Source organism: Bradyrhizobium commune, assembly GCF_015624505.1.
Taxonomy (GTDB): Bacteria; Pseudomonadota; Alphaproteobacteria; order Rhizobiales; family Xanthobacteraceae; genus Bradyrhizobium; species Bradyrhizobium commune.
The window spans coordinates 5143313-5161787 of sequence record NZ_CP061379.1; the positions used below are offsets into that span (position 1 = coordinate 5143313).

The following is an 18475-nucleotide window of genomic DNA, read 5'->3' on the forward strand; positions in this document are numbered from 1 at the left end:
TCCTTCAGGGGTGATTGCCGAGGCTCGCAAAAATAAGAACCTGCGGCTGGCTCATTTGTTCATGATATGTTCTAATATAAAGCTAACAGGCCGGCTTGAGTCAATCGAATTGGCGTTCAGTCGGATTCGTAAGCTGAATCAAAGGGATTTTGGGATGGACGTACAACGCAAGCTGGAGATTCTGGCGGACGCCGCCAAATACGATGCGTCCTGCGCCTCCAGCGGCACCGAGCAGCGGGATTCCAGCGACGGCAAGGGCATGGGCTCGACCGCACCGGGCATGGGGATCTGCCATTCCTACGCGCCGGACGGCCGCTGCATCTCCCTGCTCAAGGTGCTGCTGACCAACGCCTGCAATTACGACTGCCTCTATTGTGTCAACCGCGCCTCCTCCAACGTGCCGCGCGCCCGCTTCACCATCGACGAGGTGGTCAAGCTCACGCTCGACTTCTACCGGCGCAACTACATCGAGGGACTGTTTCTCTCCTCCGGCATCATCCGCAGCCCTGACTACACGATGGAGCAAGTGGTCAGCGTCGCACGAAAGCTGCGCGAGGAGCATCACTTCCGCGGCTACATCCATCTGAAGACCATTCCCGAAGCCGACGACGCGCTGATCGCGGAGGCCGGCAAATATGCCGACCGCCTCTCCATCAATATCGAAATGCCCGAGGAGACGAGCCTCCAGCAATTCGCGCCGGAGAAGGACGTGCGCGCGATCCGTCGCACCATGGGGCGGCTGCGGCTGAAGCTCGACGAAGCCGAGGACAGCCGCAGCGCGAAGACGAAAGCAAAACCGCAGCGCTTTGCGCCGGCCGGCCAGAGCACGCAGATGATCGTCGGCGCCGACGGTGCGAACGACCACACCATTCTCCGCACCAGCGCCAATCTCTACGGCTCCTACCGGCTGCGGCGCGTCTATTACTCCGCCTTCAGCCCGATTCCCGATGCCAGTCGCGCCTTGCCGCTGCGCGCGCCGCCGCTGCTGCGCGAGCACCGGCTCTACCAGGCCGACTGGCTGATGCGGTTCTACGGCTTCGACGTCGGCGAGATCGTCGACGACAGCGCGATGCTGCCGCTCGACATCGATCCAAAACTCGCCTGGGCGCTCCGCCACCGCGACCGCTTTCCGCTCGATGTCAACCGCGCCAGCCGCGAGGAGCTGTTGCGCGTGCCCGGCTTCGGCACCAAGGCGGTCGAGCGCATCATCGCGACGCGACGCGCCACCACGATCCGCCTCGCCGATCTGGCGCGGCTGCATGTGCCCCGACACAAGGCGCTGCCGTTCATCGTGCTGAGCGATCACCGGCCCGCGCCGCATCGTCTCGATGCAGCCGGGCTGATCGAGCGGTTCAAGCCGAAGGCAACGCAATTGGGATTTGGCTTCTGATGCAGTACATCACCCTCGATACCGAAACCGATTTCGACGGCTGGCGCAAAGCCGCGCGTAGCCTCGTGCTTCACCACGTGACGCCCACCGATGTCACCTGGACCGTGCAGGGCGGCGAAGCGGAATTGTTCGCGCCGCCAGCACCGTCTCCGATCCTTGAGGTGAATGACGGCACTTTCAACGTCTCGGCAAAATTCGTCGACCTCGCCCAGGCTGCAATCCTGCATTGCGATCCCGAGCGCTTTGCGATCCTCTATCGCCTGCTGTTTCGGCTAAAGGACAATCACGATCTCATCGAGGTCGCGACCGATCCCGACGTCGCGCAGGTCACGGCGATGGCAAGAGCCGTTCATCGCGACGAGCACAAGATGCACGCCTTCGTGCGCTTCCGCGAGATCGGCAGGGAGCGTGCGGCACATTACGTCGCCTGGTTCGAGCCGGAGCATCACATCGTCGAGCTCGCCGCGCCGTTCTTCGCCAAGCGCTTTGCCGACATGCCCTGGTCGATCCTGACGCCCGACCTCTGTGCGCATTGGGATGGCCACGCGCTCTCGTTCACGCCGGGCGTCAGCAAGAGCGAGGCGCCCGGCGAAGACCGGCTTGAGGAAACCTGGCGGCGCTACTACGCCAGCATCTTCAATCCGGCGCGGTTGAAGGTGAAAGCGATGCAGACCGAGATGCCGAAGAAATACTGGAGGAACCTGCCCGAGGCATCGATCATTAAGCCCCTGATCGAGGACGCCGAGCGCATGACCGGCGCCATGATCGCCAAAGCCGCCGCCGATCCGCACAAGCCTCAAAAACGACCGGAGGCTCCGATGACACGCAAGCCCGCAGCCGACGATCTCGACGCGCTCCGCGAGGAAGCCGCCCATTGCCGCGCCTGCCCGCTCTACAAGGACGCGACCCAGACCGTGTTCGGCGAAGGTCCGAAAGACGCCACCATCATGCTGGTCGGCGAGCAGCCCGGCGACAAGGAAGACCTCGTCGGCCATCCCTTCGTCGGCCCGGCCGGCCAGATGCTCGACCGGGCGTTGGAGGAAGCGGGCGTCGACCGCAAGACGGTCTATGTCACCAATGCGGTCAAGCACTTCAAATTTCTGCCGCGTGGAAAAATCCGCTTGCATCAGAAGCCGGCAACGCCGGAGATCAAAGCCTGCCGGCAATGGTATGAGCGCGAAGTCTCGGCGATCCAGCCCGATCTCATCGTGGCGATGGGCGCCACCGCCGCGCAAAGCGTGTTCGGCAAGATCACCCCGGTTGGCAAGACCCGCGGCCGGCTGATCGACCTTCCCGACGGTCGCAAGGCGCTGGTGACGGTGCATCCGTCCTATCTGCTCCGGTTGCCGGGCCCGGAAGCCAAGGCACTGGAATATCAGCGCTTTGTCGAAGATCTAAAGATCGCCGCCGCTTTGCAGAAGAAAACCCCGCGCGCGGCTTGACGCGCGTTCGCGCAGCATTGCGAGAGGCGGTGGAAAAGTTCCGCCATATCAACAGTTTTTCAACCATTTCAACTGGCTGTCACATGCCGCGCGCAAAATCGGAGGACTTGGGACAGGAGAATTTCCAATGAGTGACGTTGCTTTGCCAGGCTCGATCGAGCCGGCCTTGCGTAAGGGCCCCGACCTCGACGGCGGATTTCATCCGCTAACCGGCGTTATTTACATGGGCGTCGTCGCCGCGGCGCTGCTTTTCGTCGCCTACAGCATCTATGCCGACGTCGACGCGACCGGCACGCAGGTCAAGTCCATTGCACCCTTCCTCTTGCTCTTCGTGGCGCTGTTGATCGCGCTCGGCTTCGAGTTCGTGAACGGCTTCCACGATACCGCGAACGCAGTCGCGACCGTGATCTACACCCGCTCGCTACCTGCCCACATCGCCGTGGTTTGGTCCGGCATGTTCAACCTGTTCGGCGTTCTGCTCTCCTCGGGCGCGGTCGCCTTCGGCATCGTGTCGCTGCTGCCGGTGGAATTGATCCTTCAGGTTGGCTCCGGCGCCGGCTTCGCGATGGTGTTCGCGCTCTTGATCGCAGCGATCATCTGGAACGTCGGCACCTGGTATTTCGGCCTGCCGGCCTCGAGCTCGCACACGTTGATCGGCTCGATCATGGGCGTCGGCATCACCAACGCGCTCTTGCGCGGCCGCAGCGGCACGTCGGGCGTCGACTGGTCGCAAGCAACCAACATCGGCAAGGCGCTCCTGCTGTCGCCGCTGTTCGGCTTCGCGCTCGCTGCGGTCCTGCTCTTGATCCTGCGCAGCGTGCTGCTGCGCGCCACGCCCGCCCTGTTCGGCGAGCCGAAGGGCGATCAGCCGCCGCCGTGGTGGATCCGCGGCATCCTGATCCTGACCTGCACGCTGGTGAGCTTCTTCCACGGCTCCAATGACGGCCAGAAGGGCATGGGCCTGATCATGCTGATCCTGATCGGCACAGTGCCGACCGCCTATGCGCTCAACCGCGCGCTGCCGGCGAGCCAGATCGAAGCGTTCACCAAGAACTCGCAAGCCGCCAGCAAGGTCGTCGAAGCCAAGGCCGCCGGCTACAACGTAATCGGCGATCCGCGCCCCGCAGTGACCAGCTACGTCGCCACACGCGAAGTCAACGGGGGCACCTTCCCGTCACTCGCCGTGCTCATTCGCGATATCTCGACCCAGGTCACCAACTACGGGTCCTTCGCCAAGGTGCCGGCGGAACTCGTCGCCAACACCCGCAATGACATGTACCTCACCTCGGAAGCGCTCCGCTTCCTGATGAAGGACAAGGAAGCCGAGCTCAATGCCGACGACGTCGCCACGCTCAACGCCTACAAGGGCTCGCTCGACAGCGCCACGAAGTTCATCCCGGGTTGGGTGAAGATCGCGGTCGCCATCGCGCTCGGCCTCGGCACCATGGTCGGCTGGAAGCGCATCGTCGTCACCGTCGGCGAGAAGATCGGCAAGACCCATCTGACCTATGCGCAGGGCGCCTGCGCCGAGATCACGGCGGCCGCCACCATCGCCGCCGCCGACGGCTACGGCCTGCCGGTGTCGACCACACACGTCTTGTCGTCAGGCATCGCGGGAACGATGGCCGCCAACGGCTCGGGCCTGCAAATGGCAACGATCCGCAACATCGCCATGGCCTGGGTGCTGACACTGCCGGTCGCCATGATCATCTCCGGCGCGCTCTACTACTTCTTCTCGCACGTCTTCTGAGCGATCACGTTACTCAACGACAAAGGGCCCGCGCTCATCACGCGGGCCCTTTTCCATTCGAACCGACTTGAGGCTTACGACGCCGCGAGCTGTTCCTCGACCAGCTTGACCCAGTAGGACGTGCCGAAGACGATCGCCTCGTCGTTGAAATTGTAGGCGGGGTGATGCAGGCCGGCGCTGTCGCCGTTGCCGCAGAAGATGAAGGCGCCGGGGCGCGCTTCCAGCATGTAGGCGAAATCCTCGCCGCCCATCAGCGGCGGCATCTCGTGGACGTTGGTGTCGCCGGCAACCTGCTTGGCGATGCGCGTCGCCACCTCGGTCTCCGCCGCATGATTGTTCACCACGGGATAATTGCGCTTGTAGTGCAGGTCGATCTTCGCACCGGTGATCTGCGCCACGCCCGCCACCACCTCGTGTACGCGTTTCTCGACGAGCTTGCGCACGTCGGCCGAGAGCGTGCGGATGGTGCCGCGCAGCTCCGCGGTCTGCGGGATCACGTTGCGGGCATTGCCGGCGTGGAACTCGCAGATCGAGATCACGGCGGATTCCAGCGGATCGACGCTGCGCGAGACGATCGACTGCAACGCGGTGATCACCTGCGCACCAACCAGGACGGAGTCGATACATTTGTGCGGGCGCGCGGCGTGGCCGCCGAGGCCTTCGATCTTGATGTCGACCTCGTCGGTCGCCGCCATGATCGGACCCGGCCGGATCGCGAACGAGCCGATCGGAATGCCGGGACCGTTGTGCATGCCGTAGACCTGCTCGATGCCGAAGCGCTCCATCATGCCGTCCTTGACCATGGCCGCGCCGCCGGCGCCGCCCTCTTCGGCCGGCTGGAAGATCACGATCGCGTCGCCGGCGAAATTGCGGGTCTCGGCGAGGTAGCGTGCAGCGCCGAGCAGCATCGCGGTATGGCCGTCATGGCCGCAGGCGTGCATCTTGCCCGGGTTCCTGGAAGCGTAAGGCAGGTTGGTCTGCTCCTCGACCGGCAGCGCGTCCATGTCGGCGCGCAGGCCGATCACCTTGAGTCCCTCGCCCGCCGGCTTGTTGCCCTTGATCAGACCGACCACGCCGGTCTGGCCAATGCCGGTCACCACCTCGTCGCAGCCGAACTCGCGCAGACGGTCCGCGACGAATGCTGCGGTGCGGTGGACATCGTATAGCAGCTCGGGGTGCTGATGGATGTCCCGCCGCCAAGCCTGGATATCGGGTTGAAGATCGGCGACGCGGTTCACGATGGGCATGGAGGGTCTCAAGCTTTGTTGGAAATACAGGACTGTCTACCATGCAAGTGGCAGTCCACCCAACAGCCCCATGCCGGGGCCTAGCCCTGTCCACCCGACATGGCCGGGCTTGTCCCGGCCATCCACGTCCGACTATTAGGACGGAAAGCGCGTGGATGCCCGGGACAAGCCCGGGCATGACGCCTGTTTGGGTGGAAGCAGAATGCCAAGGCGGCTCGAAGGTGAGTTTGACTACGTTGTCGTGGGCGCCGGCACGGCGGGCTGCATCATCGCCAACCGCCTCTCCGCGGATTCCGGCCATCGCGTGCTGATCCTCGAGGCCGGCGGCGATGACAACTGGATCTGGTTCCACATCCCGGTCGGCTATCTCTTCGCGATCGGCAATCCGCGCTCGGACTGGATGTTCAAGACCGAGGCCGAGCCGGGTCTGAACGGCCGCGCGCTCGCCTATCCCCGCGGCAAGGTGATCGGGGGCTGCTCCGCGATCAACGCCATGATCTCGATGCGCGGACAGGCAGCCGACTACGATCACTGGCGTCAGCTCGGCATGACCGGCTGGGGCTATGACGATGTGCTGCCGCTGTTCAAGCGGCTGGAAGATCACTTCCTGGGCGCAAGCGAGCATCACGGCACCGGCGGCGGCTGGCGCATCGAGGCGCCGCGGCTGTCCTGGGAGGTTCTCGATGCCGTTGGCGATGCCGCAGAAGAAATGGGCATCAAACGCATCCCTGATTTCAACACCGGCGACAACGAAGGCACAAGCTATTTCCACGTCAACCAGAAGCGCGGCCGGCGCTGGTCGTCGGCACGCGGCTTCCTCAAGCCGGCGCTGAACCGGCAAAATCTGCGGCTCGAGAAGCACGTCCTGGTCGATCGCCTGATCATCGAGCAGGGCCGCGCCACTGGCGTACGCTTCATCCAGAATGGCGAGATCATCGAGGCGCGCGCAAAGCGCGAGGTGATCCTCTCGGCCGGTGCGATCGGCTCGGTGCAGGTGCTGCATCGCTCGGGCATCGGGCCCGCCGACTGGCTGTCGCCGCTCGGCATCGACATCGTGATGGACAAGCCCGGCATCGGCCACAATCTCCAGGACCACCTCCAGCAGCGCGCGATCTACAAGGTCGAGGGCGTGCGCACGCTGAACGAGACCTATTACAATCTGTTCCGCCGCGGCCTGATGGGGCTCGACTACGCCTTTCGCCGTCGTGGGCCGCTGACCATGGCGCCGTCGCAGCTCGGCATTTTCACGCGATCCGACGCGACGCGTGCGCGCGCCAACATCCAGTTCCACGTGCAGCCGCTGTCGCTCGACAAGTTCGGCGATCCCCTGCACCGCTTTCCCGCGATCACGGTCAGCGCCTGTAATCTCCAGCCGACTTCGCGCGGCACTGTTCGGCTGCGCGCAGCAACGCCCGATGAAAAGCCGATCATCGCGCCGAATTATCTGTCGACCGACGACGACCGCCAGGTCGGTGCCGACGCCATCCGCACCACGCGCCGGCTGATGCAGCAGAAGGCGCTGGCAAAGTATCGCCCGACCGAATATCTGCCCGGTCCCTCCGTTGGTGATGACGACGCCTCGCTGGCAAAAGCTGCCGGCGATATCGGCACGACCATCTTCCATCCGGTCGGCACCGCGAAGATGGGAACGGCGAACGATCCGATGGCCGTGGTCGACGAGCGCCTGCGCTTCTACGGCCTCGGCGGCTTGCGCATCGTCGACGCCTCGATCATGCCGACCATCACGTCAGGCAACACCAACACGCCGACGGCGATGATCGCAGAGAAGGGCGCAGCGATGATTTTGGAGGATGCGAAGTAGCGTCTTGCCAGCATGATCAATCCGCACCGCTTTTCCATCGGCCCCGCCGACGCACAAATCGCCATGTTGCAGTCCGCGCCATGGCACTGATCCCACACGCCCGCGCCCTTGGCCTCGACGGCGTCGGCCATTGCGCGGCTCAGGAGGCACCCGCCGCTATATTGCACGCGGCCCGGGAATATTCGGCCTAGACGGCTGTTCCTCTTCCTCGCCCCGGATGCAGCGTGGGGTCCCGGCTTTGCGACGCACCGCCAGCAGGCGCGGCGCAGCAGCCGGCCGACGCCTTTTCGCTCACGAAAACGTCATCGCCCCCCGCGAATAAACCCGCCCCTCCCCCAATCACCTCCCCGAAGCCCAATTCCGGGCCAAAGGAGACGCGCGATGAGCGGACACGACCACGGGGAAGACGGCGTCAGCCGCCGCAAAGTGCTGGAGTGCATGACATGGGCCGGAACGGGCGTGCTCTGGACCATCACGGGCGGCGTGCCCCGCTCGCTCGGCATCATCGATTCCGCTGAAGCCGCGACTGCGGCCGCGCCCGGCATGACCTTCCTCCAGATCAGCGACAGCCATGTCGGCTTCGACAAGCCGGCCAATCCCAATGCGCTGGGCACGCTGGAGGAAGCCGTCAACAAGATCAACGCAATGCCGGTCAAGCCGTCGTTCATGATCCACACCGGCGACATCACCCATCTGTCCAAGGCCGCCGAGTTCGACAATGCCGACCGCATCATCTCGCAATCCAAGCTCGACGTGCACTACGTGCCCGGCGAGCATGACTTCCTCGACGAGGAGGTGAAGTTCTATCGCGAGCGCTACGGCCGCGGCACCAAGGGCCAGGGCTGGTACTCCTTCGACGCCGGCGGCGTGCATTTCATCGGCCTCGTCAACGTCGTCGACCTCAAGGCCGGCGGTCTCGGCAATCTCGGCGCGGAACAGCTCGCCTGGCTCGAGGACGATCTCCGCGGCAAGTCCAAATCCACGCCTGTCGTATTGTTCGCGCATATCCCGCTCTGGACCGTCTATCCGGAATGGGGCTGGGGCACCGAGGATGGCGGCCGCGCGCTTGAGTACGTCAAGGGTTTTGGCTCGGTCACCGTGCTGAACGGCCACATCCACCAGGTGATGCAGAAGGTCGAAGGCAACGTCACCTTCCACACCGCACGCTCCACCGCCTTTCCGCAGCCGGCGCCGGGGACCGCCTCCTCGCCGGGACCGATGAAGGTCGAGGACGCCAAGCTCCGCTCCATGCTGGGGGTGGCCAGCATCGACTTCAAGCAGAACGAGCAGCGGCTCGCGATCATCGACACGCCGCTGCAGGGTTGAACGGAAGCTGACCAATGAAGACACTCAATCGCCGCGACTTCGCCGTCGATCTCGGTCTCTCCCTGGCCGCGGCCGTTCTGCTGCCCGTCACAACCGCCCGTGCCGACGACACCAGCATGGAGGTGCATATCGACAATTTCGTCTTCCAGCCGCCCGAGCTGAAGATCAAGGTCGGTACCACCGTGACCTGGACCAACCGCGACGACATCCCCCACACGGTGGTGTCGGCCGGCAAGTTCAGGTCCAAGACCCTGGATACCGACGACAAGTTCTCGTTCACCTTCACCGATGCGGGTGACTACAAGTATTTTTGTTCACTGCACCCGCACATGACCGGGATGATCAAGGTTGAGTAACATCTCAAACCAAGGCATCTCTGTCCTGCCCGGCCGGTGGTCCCACGCCGGCCGGGCTCGCGCGCCTTCGGTCAGGCCAAAAAACGAAACGACTTACCAAACGCAGCAAGAGGCAAAGCGAGAGGCGATGCCCGTCAGCGACGATTTGCAGAAGGCGCAGCGCTTCCGCGAGGCGGCCTTGCCCTATCTCGACGACGTCTACACGCTCGCGCGCTATTTGCTGCGCGACGCCTCCGACGCCGAGGACGCGGTGCAGGAGTGCTATCTGCGCGCGCTGAAGCATTTTGACAGCTATCGTGGCCCGGCAATGAAGCCGTGGCTGTTCGCGATCCTGCGCAACGTCTGCAACGCCGAATATGCAAGGCGCGCGCATTCGCATGCCGCGATCGAGGACACGCCCGGCGCCGCCGACCAGACGCCGATGTGGCAGGAGAGCGAGGCGAGCCCGGAAACCGAAGTGCTGCGCGGCCGGGATGCCGGCGCGATCCGCAAGCTGATTGACGCGCTGGCCGAGCCGTTCAAGGAAACTTTCGTGCTGCGGGAGATCAACAACCTGTCCTATCGTGAAATTGCAGAAGCCGTCGGCGCCCCCGTCGGCACCGTGATGTCCCGCCTCGCACGCGCCCGCGCCATGCTGCGCGCGGCCTGGATGGCGGAAGAGGAGCATTTGAGATGACCTGCGACGAAGCAAAGATCCTGCTTCACGCGCTGCTCGACAACGAGCTCGATGCCGGCCACGCGCGCGAGGTCGAAGCCCATATCGCAAGCTGCCCGTCCTGCGCAGCCGAGCTCGCGGCGCAGCGGGAGATGAAGCGTGTGCTGGCCGATACCAAGCTGGGCTATACGGCACCGGCGAGCCTGCGCGCCCGCATCGAGGCATCGCTGCCGCAAGCAAGACCGCAGCCAAGCCGGCGCTCCGTGCTGCGCGGTTTTGCGATGGGCTCTGCCGTCTCGGCGCTCGCCGCCTCGGGCGTCGTCGCTGTCGTGCTGCGCCAGGACGACCAGCAGCGCATCCTATCGGAGGTGGTCTCCGCCCACCTGCGCTCGCTCCAGGCCGGCCACCTCATCGACGTAGTCTCGACCGACCAGCACACGGTCAAGCCGTGGTTCAACGGCAAGCTCGACGTTGCGCCACCCGTGATCGATCTCACCGCGCAAGGCTTTACGCTGGTCGGCGGCCGGCTCGACTATATCGATGCACGCGCGATCGGCGCCGTCGTTTACAAGCGCCGGCAGCACGTCATCAACCTGTTCGTATCGCAGACCGCGAGCACCGAGCGTCGGCCGCCGAAGACCCAGACCATGCAGGGCTTCAACTGCCGCCGCTGGGGCGAGCGCGGCCTGAATTTCTGGGCCGTCAGCGACATCGGCGGCGACGAGCTCGCCGAGTTCGTCGACAAGTTCGAAGCAGCGATGAAGGCGAATGTGGAGGGGTAATTGTCTCCGCCGTCATTGCTGAGATAGATCGCGAACTTACGCCGACCGTCGCACCGCGTTGTCCACCAGCGTCTTGCCGAGCGACCAGATCGCGCCGGGGACCTTGTGGCTGCCGGCGATGACGTCGTCGAAGGCGCGCTCGATCCAGTTACAGTCTTCTTCGGTGATGGTGAGCGGCGGCAGCAGCTTGATGGTGTGGCTGCCGTGACCGGCGACCTGGGTGAGGATCTTGTGATCCTTGAACAGCGGCACGGTGATGAGCTGGCAGAACAGACCCTTGTTGGCAGTCTCCAGCACGTTCCACGACGCCCGCAGGCGGAGTGACTTCGGCGGCCCGAACTCGATGCCGATCATCAGGCCCTTGCCGCGCACTTCCTTCATCAGCTCGTAGCCGGGCACCATGCGGGTCAGCGCGAGGCGAAGCTCGGCGCCGCGCTTGGCGGCGGACTCGATCAGCTTCTCGGATTCCATGACATCGAGCGTGGCAATGCCCGCGGCCATCGCCAGATCGTTCTTGGAGAAGGTCGAGCCGTGCACCACGGCGCGGTCCATCTGGTTGAAGATCTTGTCGAAGATGCTCTTGCGCGTCAGCACGGCGCCGACCGGCACGTGGCCGCCCGACAGCGACTTCGACAGCAGCACCATGTCGGGCTCGACATTCCAGTGCTCGACCGCAAGGAAGCGGCCGGTGCGGCCCATGCCGGTCTGGATCTCGTCGGCGACGAACAGCGTTCCGTATTTCTTGCAGAGCGCGGCCGCGCCCGGCAGGAACTCGTCGGTGGGCATGTTGACGCCCTTGCCCTGGATCGGTTCGACGACGAAGGCCGCGACCTCGCGGGAGGCCAGCGCCTTTTCCAGCGCAGCGAGATCGTTGAACGGGATCGAGGTGCAGCCCGGCAGCAGCGGCTCGAAGCCGGTGCGGAAGTTCGAGTCGCCCGTCAGCGACAGCGCACCATAGGTCAGGCCGTGATAGCCGTGGGCGCAATAGACGATGCCCGGCCGGCCGGTAGCGCCGCGGGCGAACTTGATCGCCGCCTCGACGCATTCGGCGCCGGAATTGGCGAAGAACGCCTTGTCGAGATAGGGAACATATTTCAACAGCCGCTCGGCGAGCACGCCGGCGAGTACCGACACGTCGAACTGGACGAGATTGGGCAGGTCGGCGTCGATCACGCTTTTCAGCGCCTCGCGCATCACCGGATGATTGCGCCCGATCGCGAACACGCCAAAGCCGGACAACAGGTCGAGATAGCGCGCGCCCTCGCGGTCGTAGAGGTACTGCCCCTGCCCCTTCTGGAAGCCGACATCGTAGCCGATGGTCTTGAGGACCCGAACGAACTGCTCGTTCAGGTACCGATTATGCAGGGAGCTGCGCTGGGCCTGTCGGTCCGCGAACAGCTGAGACATGTCTGGATTTGGACTGTTCATCCGCTACATACTTCGGTTGAGGGCCGCTTCGTCAACTGAAAACGGTCAGTAAACGGAAAAGGGTCTGTACGGCCTTTTGCCCTTTTTCGGACCATCTTCGCAAGCACAGCTTTAAACCATGTTGCACCGCCAAGGAACACTCATGCGTTTGGCCATTTTCACCGGAATAATACTGGCTGGCAGTTACACCAGCCTGACTCCTGCGCTCGCCGCCGATCCTACCGGCGACTGGCGGGTCGCCGACGGCGTCGCCAACGTTCGCGTCGCCCAATGCAACGGCAGCATGTGGGGTGCGGTTTCCTGGGAAACGCAGCCCGGCGGCCGCGACGAGAACAACCCGGATGTCTCAAAAAAGAACAGGCCGACACTGGGTATGGCGATCCTGATCGACATGAAGAAGAAGCCCGGCGCGGAGCAGTGGGAGGGGCAGGTCTACAACGCCAAAGACGGTCAGATGTACAGCGCGACCATCACGCCGGTCGGCACCGACCAGATGGAGATCAAGGGCTGCGTGATGGGCTTCCTTTGCGGAGGCGAGACCTGGACCCGGGTCGGCCCGCCAATCCCCTCGAGCGCCGCCAATGCCATGGCCAAGGGCGCGCCGAAGACCACCGGTGTGGCGCCCAAGGCCGCACCGGTGGCCGCCGCGCCGGCGCCGACAACGGGAGCTCAGAAGAGCACCGCCGCCGCCAAGCCCGGTCAGAAAGGCACCGCCGATGCTGTCGGCGACATCTGCCTACTCCCTGAGATTGCGGGGTTTGCCCATTAGGGCCGGCTGGAACAGCAGCACTGCCGCGAGCGTCGTCACCAGCGACAGTGCCAGCAGCTTGCCCATGCTGGATGTACCGGGATGGCTCGACAGCCACAGGCTGCCGAACGCGGTCGCGGTCGTCAGCGCACTGAAAAAGATCGCGCGTGTCAGGCTGGTCTGAAGCAGGTTCGTCCTGCCGGAGCGCCAGGCCACGACATAATAGATCTTGAAGGCGACGCCGACGCCAAGCAGCAGCGGGAACGCGACGATGTTGGCGAAGTTGAGCGGCAGGCCGATCAACACGCAGATCTCGAGTGTCACCGCGCCCGCAACCAGAAGCGGCACCAGCGTCATCGCGACGTCGACCAGGCGGCGCAGTGTGATCCACAGCAACAGGCCGATGACCAGAAGCGCGTAGATGCCGGCGTGGACGAACGCGGCCACCACGGTGTCGCCGGATTTCAGGATTGAGACAGGTCCCCCGATTGCCGTCGGCTCGGCGGCAAGCACGGCTGCCGCGAACTTCCGCAGCGTATCGTTGTCGTTGGGATCTCCCTTCGGCTGTGCCTCGACGCGGATAATCCCGTCCTTGCTCTTCCAGACATTGACGAGATCGGGCGGCAGCGACTTCAGGGTCACCGGCTCGGCCTGCATCGCCCTCCTGAGCTGGTCGAACACGATCTTCATCGGCGTGACGAAGACGTCCTGCGCCTTGTTGCGCGTTGCCTCGTCGGCATTGGCGAGCTTTTCGAGCGCGTCCGCGAGATGCCGCGAGGCGACCGCACCCGAACCCTTGGCGTCGCCGGCGGTCCTGCGCAGATTGTCGACCGAGGATTTCAGCGACTCGACGTTTTCCTGGTCGGACGGTGCCGCGTCGACCTGGTCCGGGTTGAGCGCGGGATTCAGCGCCTTGGCGCCCTGCGCGATCAGCTTCAGCTTCGGCTGCTGGTCCTCCGGTACGAAGCTGTCGAGCGACATGACCCGCAGCACTTCCGGCACCTTCTCGAGCCTGGCCTCGACCTGCTTGGCCTGCTCTTCCGTGGTGACCATCACGTTGATGGCATTGGCGCCGGTGTTGGGATCCTTGCGCAGGTCGAGGAAGGTCGCGATCGATTCCGCCTTCGGGTTGCGCAGGTTCATCGGGTTGAAGTCGAACTTCATGAAGTAGAGCAGCGGCAGGCCGGCGAGCGCAAGCAGCAGCGTGCCACCCACGACCAGTACGCGATACTTCTCCAGGAAGTGGTCGAGCGGTGCCAGGAAGGCGTAGCCGACCGGCTCCTTCTCGCCGGGCGGGTTGAGAAGCTTCAACAGCGCCGGCAGCACCGTGATGCTCGAGATAAACGCGACCAGCATGCCGACACCAGCGATCTGGCCGAGCTCGGAGATGCCCTTGTAGGCGGTCGGCAGGAAGCAGAGGAAGCCCGCTGCCGTCGCCATCGCCGCGAGCGACAGCGGCACCGCCGAGCGCTTCGCCGCCAGCACCAGCGCGCCGGAGAGATCGTCGTGCTTGTAGCGCTCCGAACGGTAGCGAACGCTGTACTGGATGCCGAAATCGACGCCGAGACCGACGAACAGCACTGCAAACGCAATCGACAGCAGATTGAGCGAGCCGACCATCATCAGGCCGGCCGCGGTTGTCAGCGCAAGACCGACGAAGAGATTGACGAACACGGCAAAGATGATCTTCGAGGAGTGCAACGCCAGCCACAGGATCAAGAGCACGACGAGGACGGTGCCGACGCCGTTGACGAGGGCGCCTTCCTGGACGGTGGCGTATTCCTCGTTCGCAATCGGCACCGGGCCGGTCAGGCGCACCCGCGCCTGGTATTTGGTCGGGAAATCCAGGTCGGAAGCGGCCTTGCGGATCGCGTCGGTTGCGCCCTTGCCGGGCTCGAGCGCGTTGTAGTCGAGGACCGGCTTGAACTCGATGAAGGCGCGCTTGTCCGCATCCGACAGCGGCTGGTCGCTGACGAGCTCGCGCCAGGAGAAGCTCGCATTGCCCTTGTTGAGCACGGTCTCGACCGTCTGGGCGATCTGGTTGAAGGGCCGCTCGGTGTTGTCGAGCTTGACCTGGCCGCGCTTGACGCCGGCAAGCCCGGTCTCAAGCGCGCCGGTCAGGCCGCGGATCGACGGATCTCCCGCCATGATCTCGATCAGCGGTGCTGCGGATTCAAACTGGCTGATGGTCTTGCCGACTTCCTCGGTCGGCAGGAACAAGAGGCCGTTCTTCTCGAAGAACTCGCCGGTGCCGAGCTGCTGCATCGACTGGAAGTCGGCCTTGTTGTCTTTCAGCTTTGCATAGAGCGCATCAGCGGCCGCGGTCGCCATCTCCGGCGTCTTGGCCTCGACCACCGCGAGAATCGTCGCGTCGCGGTCGAAGGCACGGTCGAATTGCTGGTCGCGCTGGCGCCAGTCCAGATTCTGGTCAATCAGCGAATTGATGTCGGTGTTGATGGCAAAGTGCTGGGACGTGTAATAGCCCGCCCCCACTGCCAGCAGGAGCCCGAGCACGACGACGAGAGAGGCAAACCGGGTACAGGCCCTGACGATGGCAACGACTACGCTTTGCAGCACATCTTTTCTTTCTAGTGTTAACAGCTTGCCGGAAACGCCCGCTGTTTAGCGGAGTTCCCGGGCGAAACCTATTGCCGTTTTGGGTCGTTCTCGCCGGAACAAGGTTCGAGGTAAACGGCGGCAGACGATGGAAAAATCATGCGGGGCGGCCGGTATAGCCGGGGAGTTGAGGCGGGAAAGTGACGAAGCGGTGAGCACAAATGTCGCCGGTTTGCTCACGCGGCCCTCCATACTATGGTACCCTAAAATTCATCCCGCCGGGAGCCCAGGGTTCATTCCTCCTTTCCTTACTGCCGATTTTTTGACACAAAGTGCTGTACCTGCATGCGCCGGGCTCAGGTTGGGTGGGCGGTTACCGCGGTCGCGGAACCAATGGTGCGGATATTGCAGCGTTGGCCAGTTATCGGGGTCCGCCGGGGACAATTGAGCGGATTGGTGCAATTTGCGTGATGGGCGTCCAATGGAAGTTTATCTAGCGCAGCCGCGCGGCTTTTGCGCGGGCGTGGTGCGCGCAATCGAGATCGTGGAAAAGGCCCTCGAGAAGTACGGGCCGCCGGTCTACGTGCGCCATGAGATCGTGCACAACAAATACGTCGTCGAGAGCCTGAAGGCCAAGGGCGCGATCTTCGTCGAGGAGCTGTCCGAGGTTCCGCCGAAGGCAGTGACCGTTTTCAGCGCCCATGGCGTCGCCCGCAGCGTCGAGGAGGAGGCCGCGGCACGCGACCTTCCGGTGCTGAACGCCACCTGCCCCCTGGTCACGAAAGTTCACAATCAGGGGAAGCGGTACATCACCAAGGGCCGCACGCTGATCCTGATTGGACACGCCGGCCATCCCGAGGTCGAGGGCACGATGGGCCAGGTTCCCGGGCCCGTCCTGCTGGTTCAGAGCGTTGCAGAAGTTAACGCGCTGACGCTGCCGGCGGACACGCCGGTCGCCTACATCACCCAGACCACGTTGTCGGTCGATGACACCAGGGACATTATCGGCGCCCTCCAGGCCCGTTTTACAGATATTCAAGGCCCGGACATCCGGGATATCTGCTATGCGACACAGAACCGCCAATCTGCGGTAAGGGACTTGAGCAAGCTGGTCGACGTGATCTTGGTGGTGGGCGCTGCCAATAGCTCGAATTCGAACCGGCTCCGCGAAATCGGCACAGAGGCTGGCGTCGCGAGTTATCTGATCGCCGATGGCCGCGAGCTCAATCCGGAGTGGTTGAAAGGTGCCAGAACCGTCGGTCTTACGGCCGGCGCCTCGGCGCCCGAGGTGTTGGTGGATGACGTGATCGAAGCACTGCGGCGGATCGGACCGGTGACGGTGTCGGTGCTCCCGGGCCGCGAGGAAAACATCGAATTCAGGCTTCCGGCCCAACTGGCTGCGAGCTGACCTACCCGAATTCCAAGCCCAGAAAGAAACCTGTAATGGCAATCCCCTTCTTCAAGGAAATGCGTATCGGCGGCTATTTGCTCAAGCAGAAACTGCTTGGCCGCAAACGCTATCCTCTCGTGCTGATGCTGGAGCCGCTGTTCCGCTGCAACCTCGCCTGCGTCGGCTGCGGCAAGATCGACTACCCCGATGCGATCCTCAACCGCCGCATGACGGCGCAGGAGTGCTGGGACGCGGCCGACGAATGCGGCGCGCCGATGGTGGCGATCCCCGGCGGCGAGCCGCTGATCCACAAGGAGATCGGCGAGATCGTGCGCGGCCTCGTCGCGCGCAAGAAGTTCGTCTCGCTCTGCACCAACGCGCTGCTGCTCGAGAAGAAGCTCGATCTGTTCGAGCCCTCGCCGTACCTGTTCTTCTCGGTCCATCTCGACGGCCTCAAGGAGCATCACGACAAGGCGGTGTCGCAGCAGGGCGTGTTCGACCGCGCCGTCTCCGCGATCAAGGCGGCGAAGGCGCGCGGCTTCACCGTCAACGTCAACGCCACCATCTTCGACGGCCATCCGGCCGAGGAGATCGCGAAGTTCCTCGACCTCACCGTCGAGCTCGGCGTCGGCGTCTCGATGTCGCCCGGCTACGCCTATGAGCGCGCGCCGGACCAGGAGCACTTCCTCAACCGCACCAAGACCAAAAAACTGTTCCGCGACGTCTTTGCGATGGGCAAGGGCAAGAAGTGGAACTTCATGCATTCCGGCCTGTTCCTCGACTTCCTCGCCGGCAACCAGGAATACGAGTGCACGCCGTGGGGCATGCCCGCGCGCAATATCTTCGGCTGGCAGAAGCCCTGCTATTTGCTCGGTGAAGGCTACGCCAAGACCTTCAAGGAGCTGATGGACACCACCGACTGGGAGACCTACGGCACCGGCAAGTACGAGAAGTGCGCCGACTGTATGGCCCATTGCGGCTACGAGCCGACGGCAGCGACCGCAGCGCTGAACAACCCGATCAAGGCGATGTGGGTGTCGCTGCGCGGCATCAGGACCTCAGGCCCGATGGTGCCGGAGATCGACATGTCGAAGCAGCGTCCGGCGCAGTATATCTTCTCGGCGGAAGTGCAGAAGCGCCTGTCGGAGATCCGCAAGGACGAGGCCGAGGCTGCACAGGCGAAGGCGGCGCGGAAGGCTTCGACCGCCGCGTAAGCGCGCAAGCCGGCAGCAACGAACAAGGCCCGGTCGCCAATGGCGGCCGGGCCTTTTTTTGTTCTTTTGTCCGGCTCAAGTCCAGGGGAAGCGCAGAGTCAACGCACGGACTGCGCTCCCTGCCCTCATTGCCGTGTCGGACGGGACCGAGCCCCTGCAAAAAGTCGAAAACAACCCCATGCACAGTAGAAGCACGTCCGCCGAACGGCACCAGGTCCGTCCGATCGAGCCATTGCCGCGTCGCGCAAATCATTGGCAAATCGGCAATGGCCAGGGATTCCGCAGTGCTGTGTCGCAATTCGAGGCGCGCGGCCAGTTCACGCGCAATCAAACGCCGGCTCACATTTTCGTATTTTACGAATCCGATTT

14 protein-coding genes are annotated in these 18475 nt (G+C 63.9%); 11 read left to right on the plus strand and 3 right to left on the minus strand.

The window, feature by feature from the left end; translation table 11 throughout:
* Positions 1–154: 154 nt before the first annotated feature.
* The 3 genes from IC761_RS24320 (at position 155) to IC761_RS24330 (ending at position 4582) form a co-directional block, all read left to right on the plus strand.
* Positions 155–1390: a putative DNA modification/repair radical SAM protein gene (locus IC761_RS24320; protein ID WP_195799177.1), complete on the plus strand. Its 1236-nt coding sequence runs from the start codon at positions 155–157 to the stop codon at positions 1388–1390.
* Positions 1390–2832 carry a UdgX family uracil-DNA binding protein gene (locus IC761_RS24325; protein WP_195799179.1) on the plus strand — a complete coding sequence of 481 codons (1443 nt, stop codon included), beginning with the start codon at positions 1390–1392 and terminating at the stop codon, positions 2830–2832. Before IC761_RS24320 ends, IC761_RS24325 begins: the two co-directional genes overlap by 1 nt.
* Positions 2833–2959: 127 nt before the next feature.
* Positions 2960–4582, plus strand: a complete 1623-nt coding sequence (locus tag IC761_RS24330; RefSeq protein ID WP_195799180.1) for an inorganic phosphate transporter — start codon at positions 2960–2962, stop codon at positions 4580–4582.
* Positions 4583–4656: 74 nt separating this feature from the next.
* Here IC761_RS24330 and IC761_RS24335 read toward each other — a convergent pair whose 3' ends face one another.
* A complete protein-coding gene (locus tag IC761_RS24335) occupies positions 4657–5829 on the minus strand; it encodes a M20 aminoacylase family protein (RefSeq protein ID WP_195799182.1) in 1173 nt (390 codons plus the stop codon).
* Positions 5830–6031: 202 nt separating this feature from the next.
* Here IC761_RS24335 and IC761_RS24340 point away from each other — a divergent pair, with 202 nt between their 5' ends.
* The 5 genes from IC761_RS24340 (at position 6032) to IC761_RS24360 (ending at position 10770) form a co-directional block, all read left to right on the plus strand.
* Positions 6032–7651, plus strand: coding sequence for a GMC family oxidoreductase (locus IC761_RS24340; RefSeq protein WP_195799184.1), 1620 nt, complete (start codon positions 6032–6034; stop codon positions 7649–7651).
* 381 nt (positions 7652–8032) lie between these two features.
* Positions 8033–8977, plus strand: coding sequence for a metallophosphoesterase family protein (locus IC761_RS24345; RefSeq protein WP_195799185.1), 945 nt, complete (start codon positions 8033–8035; stop codon positions 8975–8977).
* Positions 8978–8991: 14 nt separating this feature from the next.
* A complete protein-coding gene (locus IC761_RS24350; RefSeq protein ID WP_195799187.1) occupies positions 8992–9333 on the plus strand; it encodes a cupredoxin domain-containing protein in 342 nt (113 codons plus the stop codon).
* A 127-nt stretch (positions 9334–9460) separates the two neighbouring features.
* Positions 9461–10009, plus strand: a complete 549-nt coding sequence (locus IC761_RS24355; protein WP_195799189.1) for a sigma-70 family RNA polymerase sigma factor — start codon at positions 9461–9463, stop codon at positions 10007–10009.
* Positions 10006–10770, plus strand: a complete 765-nt coding sequence (locus tag IC761_RS24360; RefSeq protein ID WP_195799191.1) for an anti-sigma factor family protein — start codon at positions 10006–10008, stop codon at positions 10768–10770. Before IC761_RS24355 ends, IC761_RS24360 begins: the two co-directional genes overlap by 4 nt.
* A 36-nt stretch (positions 10771–10806) precedes the next feature.
* On the opposite strand, the gene hpnO is transcribed toward IC761_RS24360, so the two are convergent.
* Complete coding sequence (hpnO, locus tag IC761_RS24365; protein WP_195799193.1) at positions 10807–12198, minus strand: aminobacteriohopanetriol synthase HpnO; 1392 nt, start codon at positions 12196–12198, stop codon at positions 10807–10809.
* Positions 12199–12340: 142 nt separating this feature from the next.
* On the opposite strand from hpnO, the gene IC761_RS24370 reads away from it, so the two are divergent.
* Positions 12341–12967, plus strand: a complete 627-nt coding sequence (locus IC761_RS24370) for a DUF2147 domain-containing protein (protein ID WP_195799195.1) — start codon at positions 12341–12343, stop codon at positions 12965–12967.
* On the opposite strand, the gene hpnN is transcribed toward IC761_RS24370, so the two are convergent.
* Positions 12935–15523 (minus strand): hopanoid transporter HpnN, encoded by a 2589-nt coding sequence (gene hpnN / locus IC761_RS24375; RefSeq protein ID WP_195799197.1) that lies wholly within the window; start codon positions 15521–15523, stop codon positions 12935–12937. The genes IC761_RS24370 and hpnN overlap by 33 nt on opposite strands.
* A 460-nt stretch (positions 15524–15983) precedes the next feature.
* Between hpnN and ispH the strand changes: the two genes are divergently transcribed.
* Both ispH and hpnH read left to right on the plus strand, forming a co-directional pair.
* A complete protein-coding gene (gene ispH, locus IC761_RS24380; protein WP_195804762.1) occupies positions 15984–16910 on the plus strand; it encodes a 4-hydroxy-3-methylbut-2-enyl diphosphate reductase in 927 nt (308 codons plus the stop codon).
* Positions 16911–16945: 35 nt separating this feature from the next.
* Positions 16946–18106, plus strand: a complete 1161-nt coding sequence (gene hpnH, locus IC761_RS24385; RefSeq protein WP_195799199.1) for an adenosyl-hopene transferase HpnH — start codon at positions 16946–16948, stop codon at positions 18104–18106.
* Positions 18107–18475 lie beyond the last annotated feature (369 nt).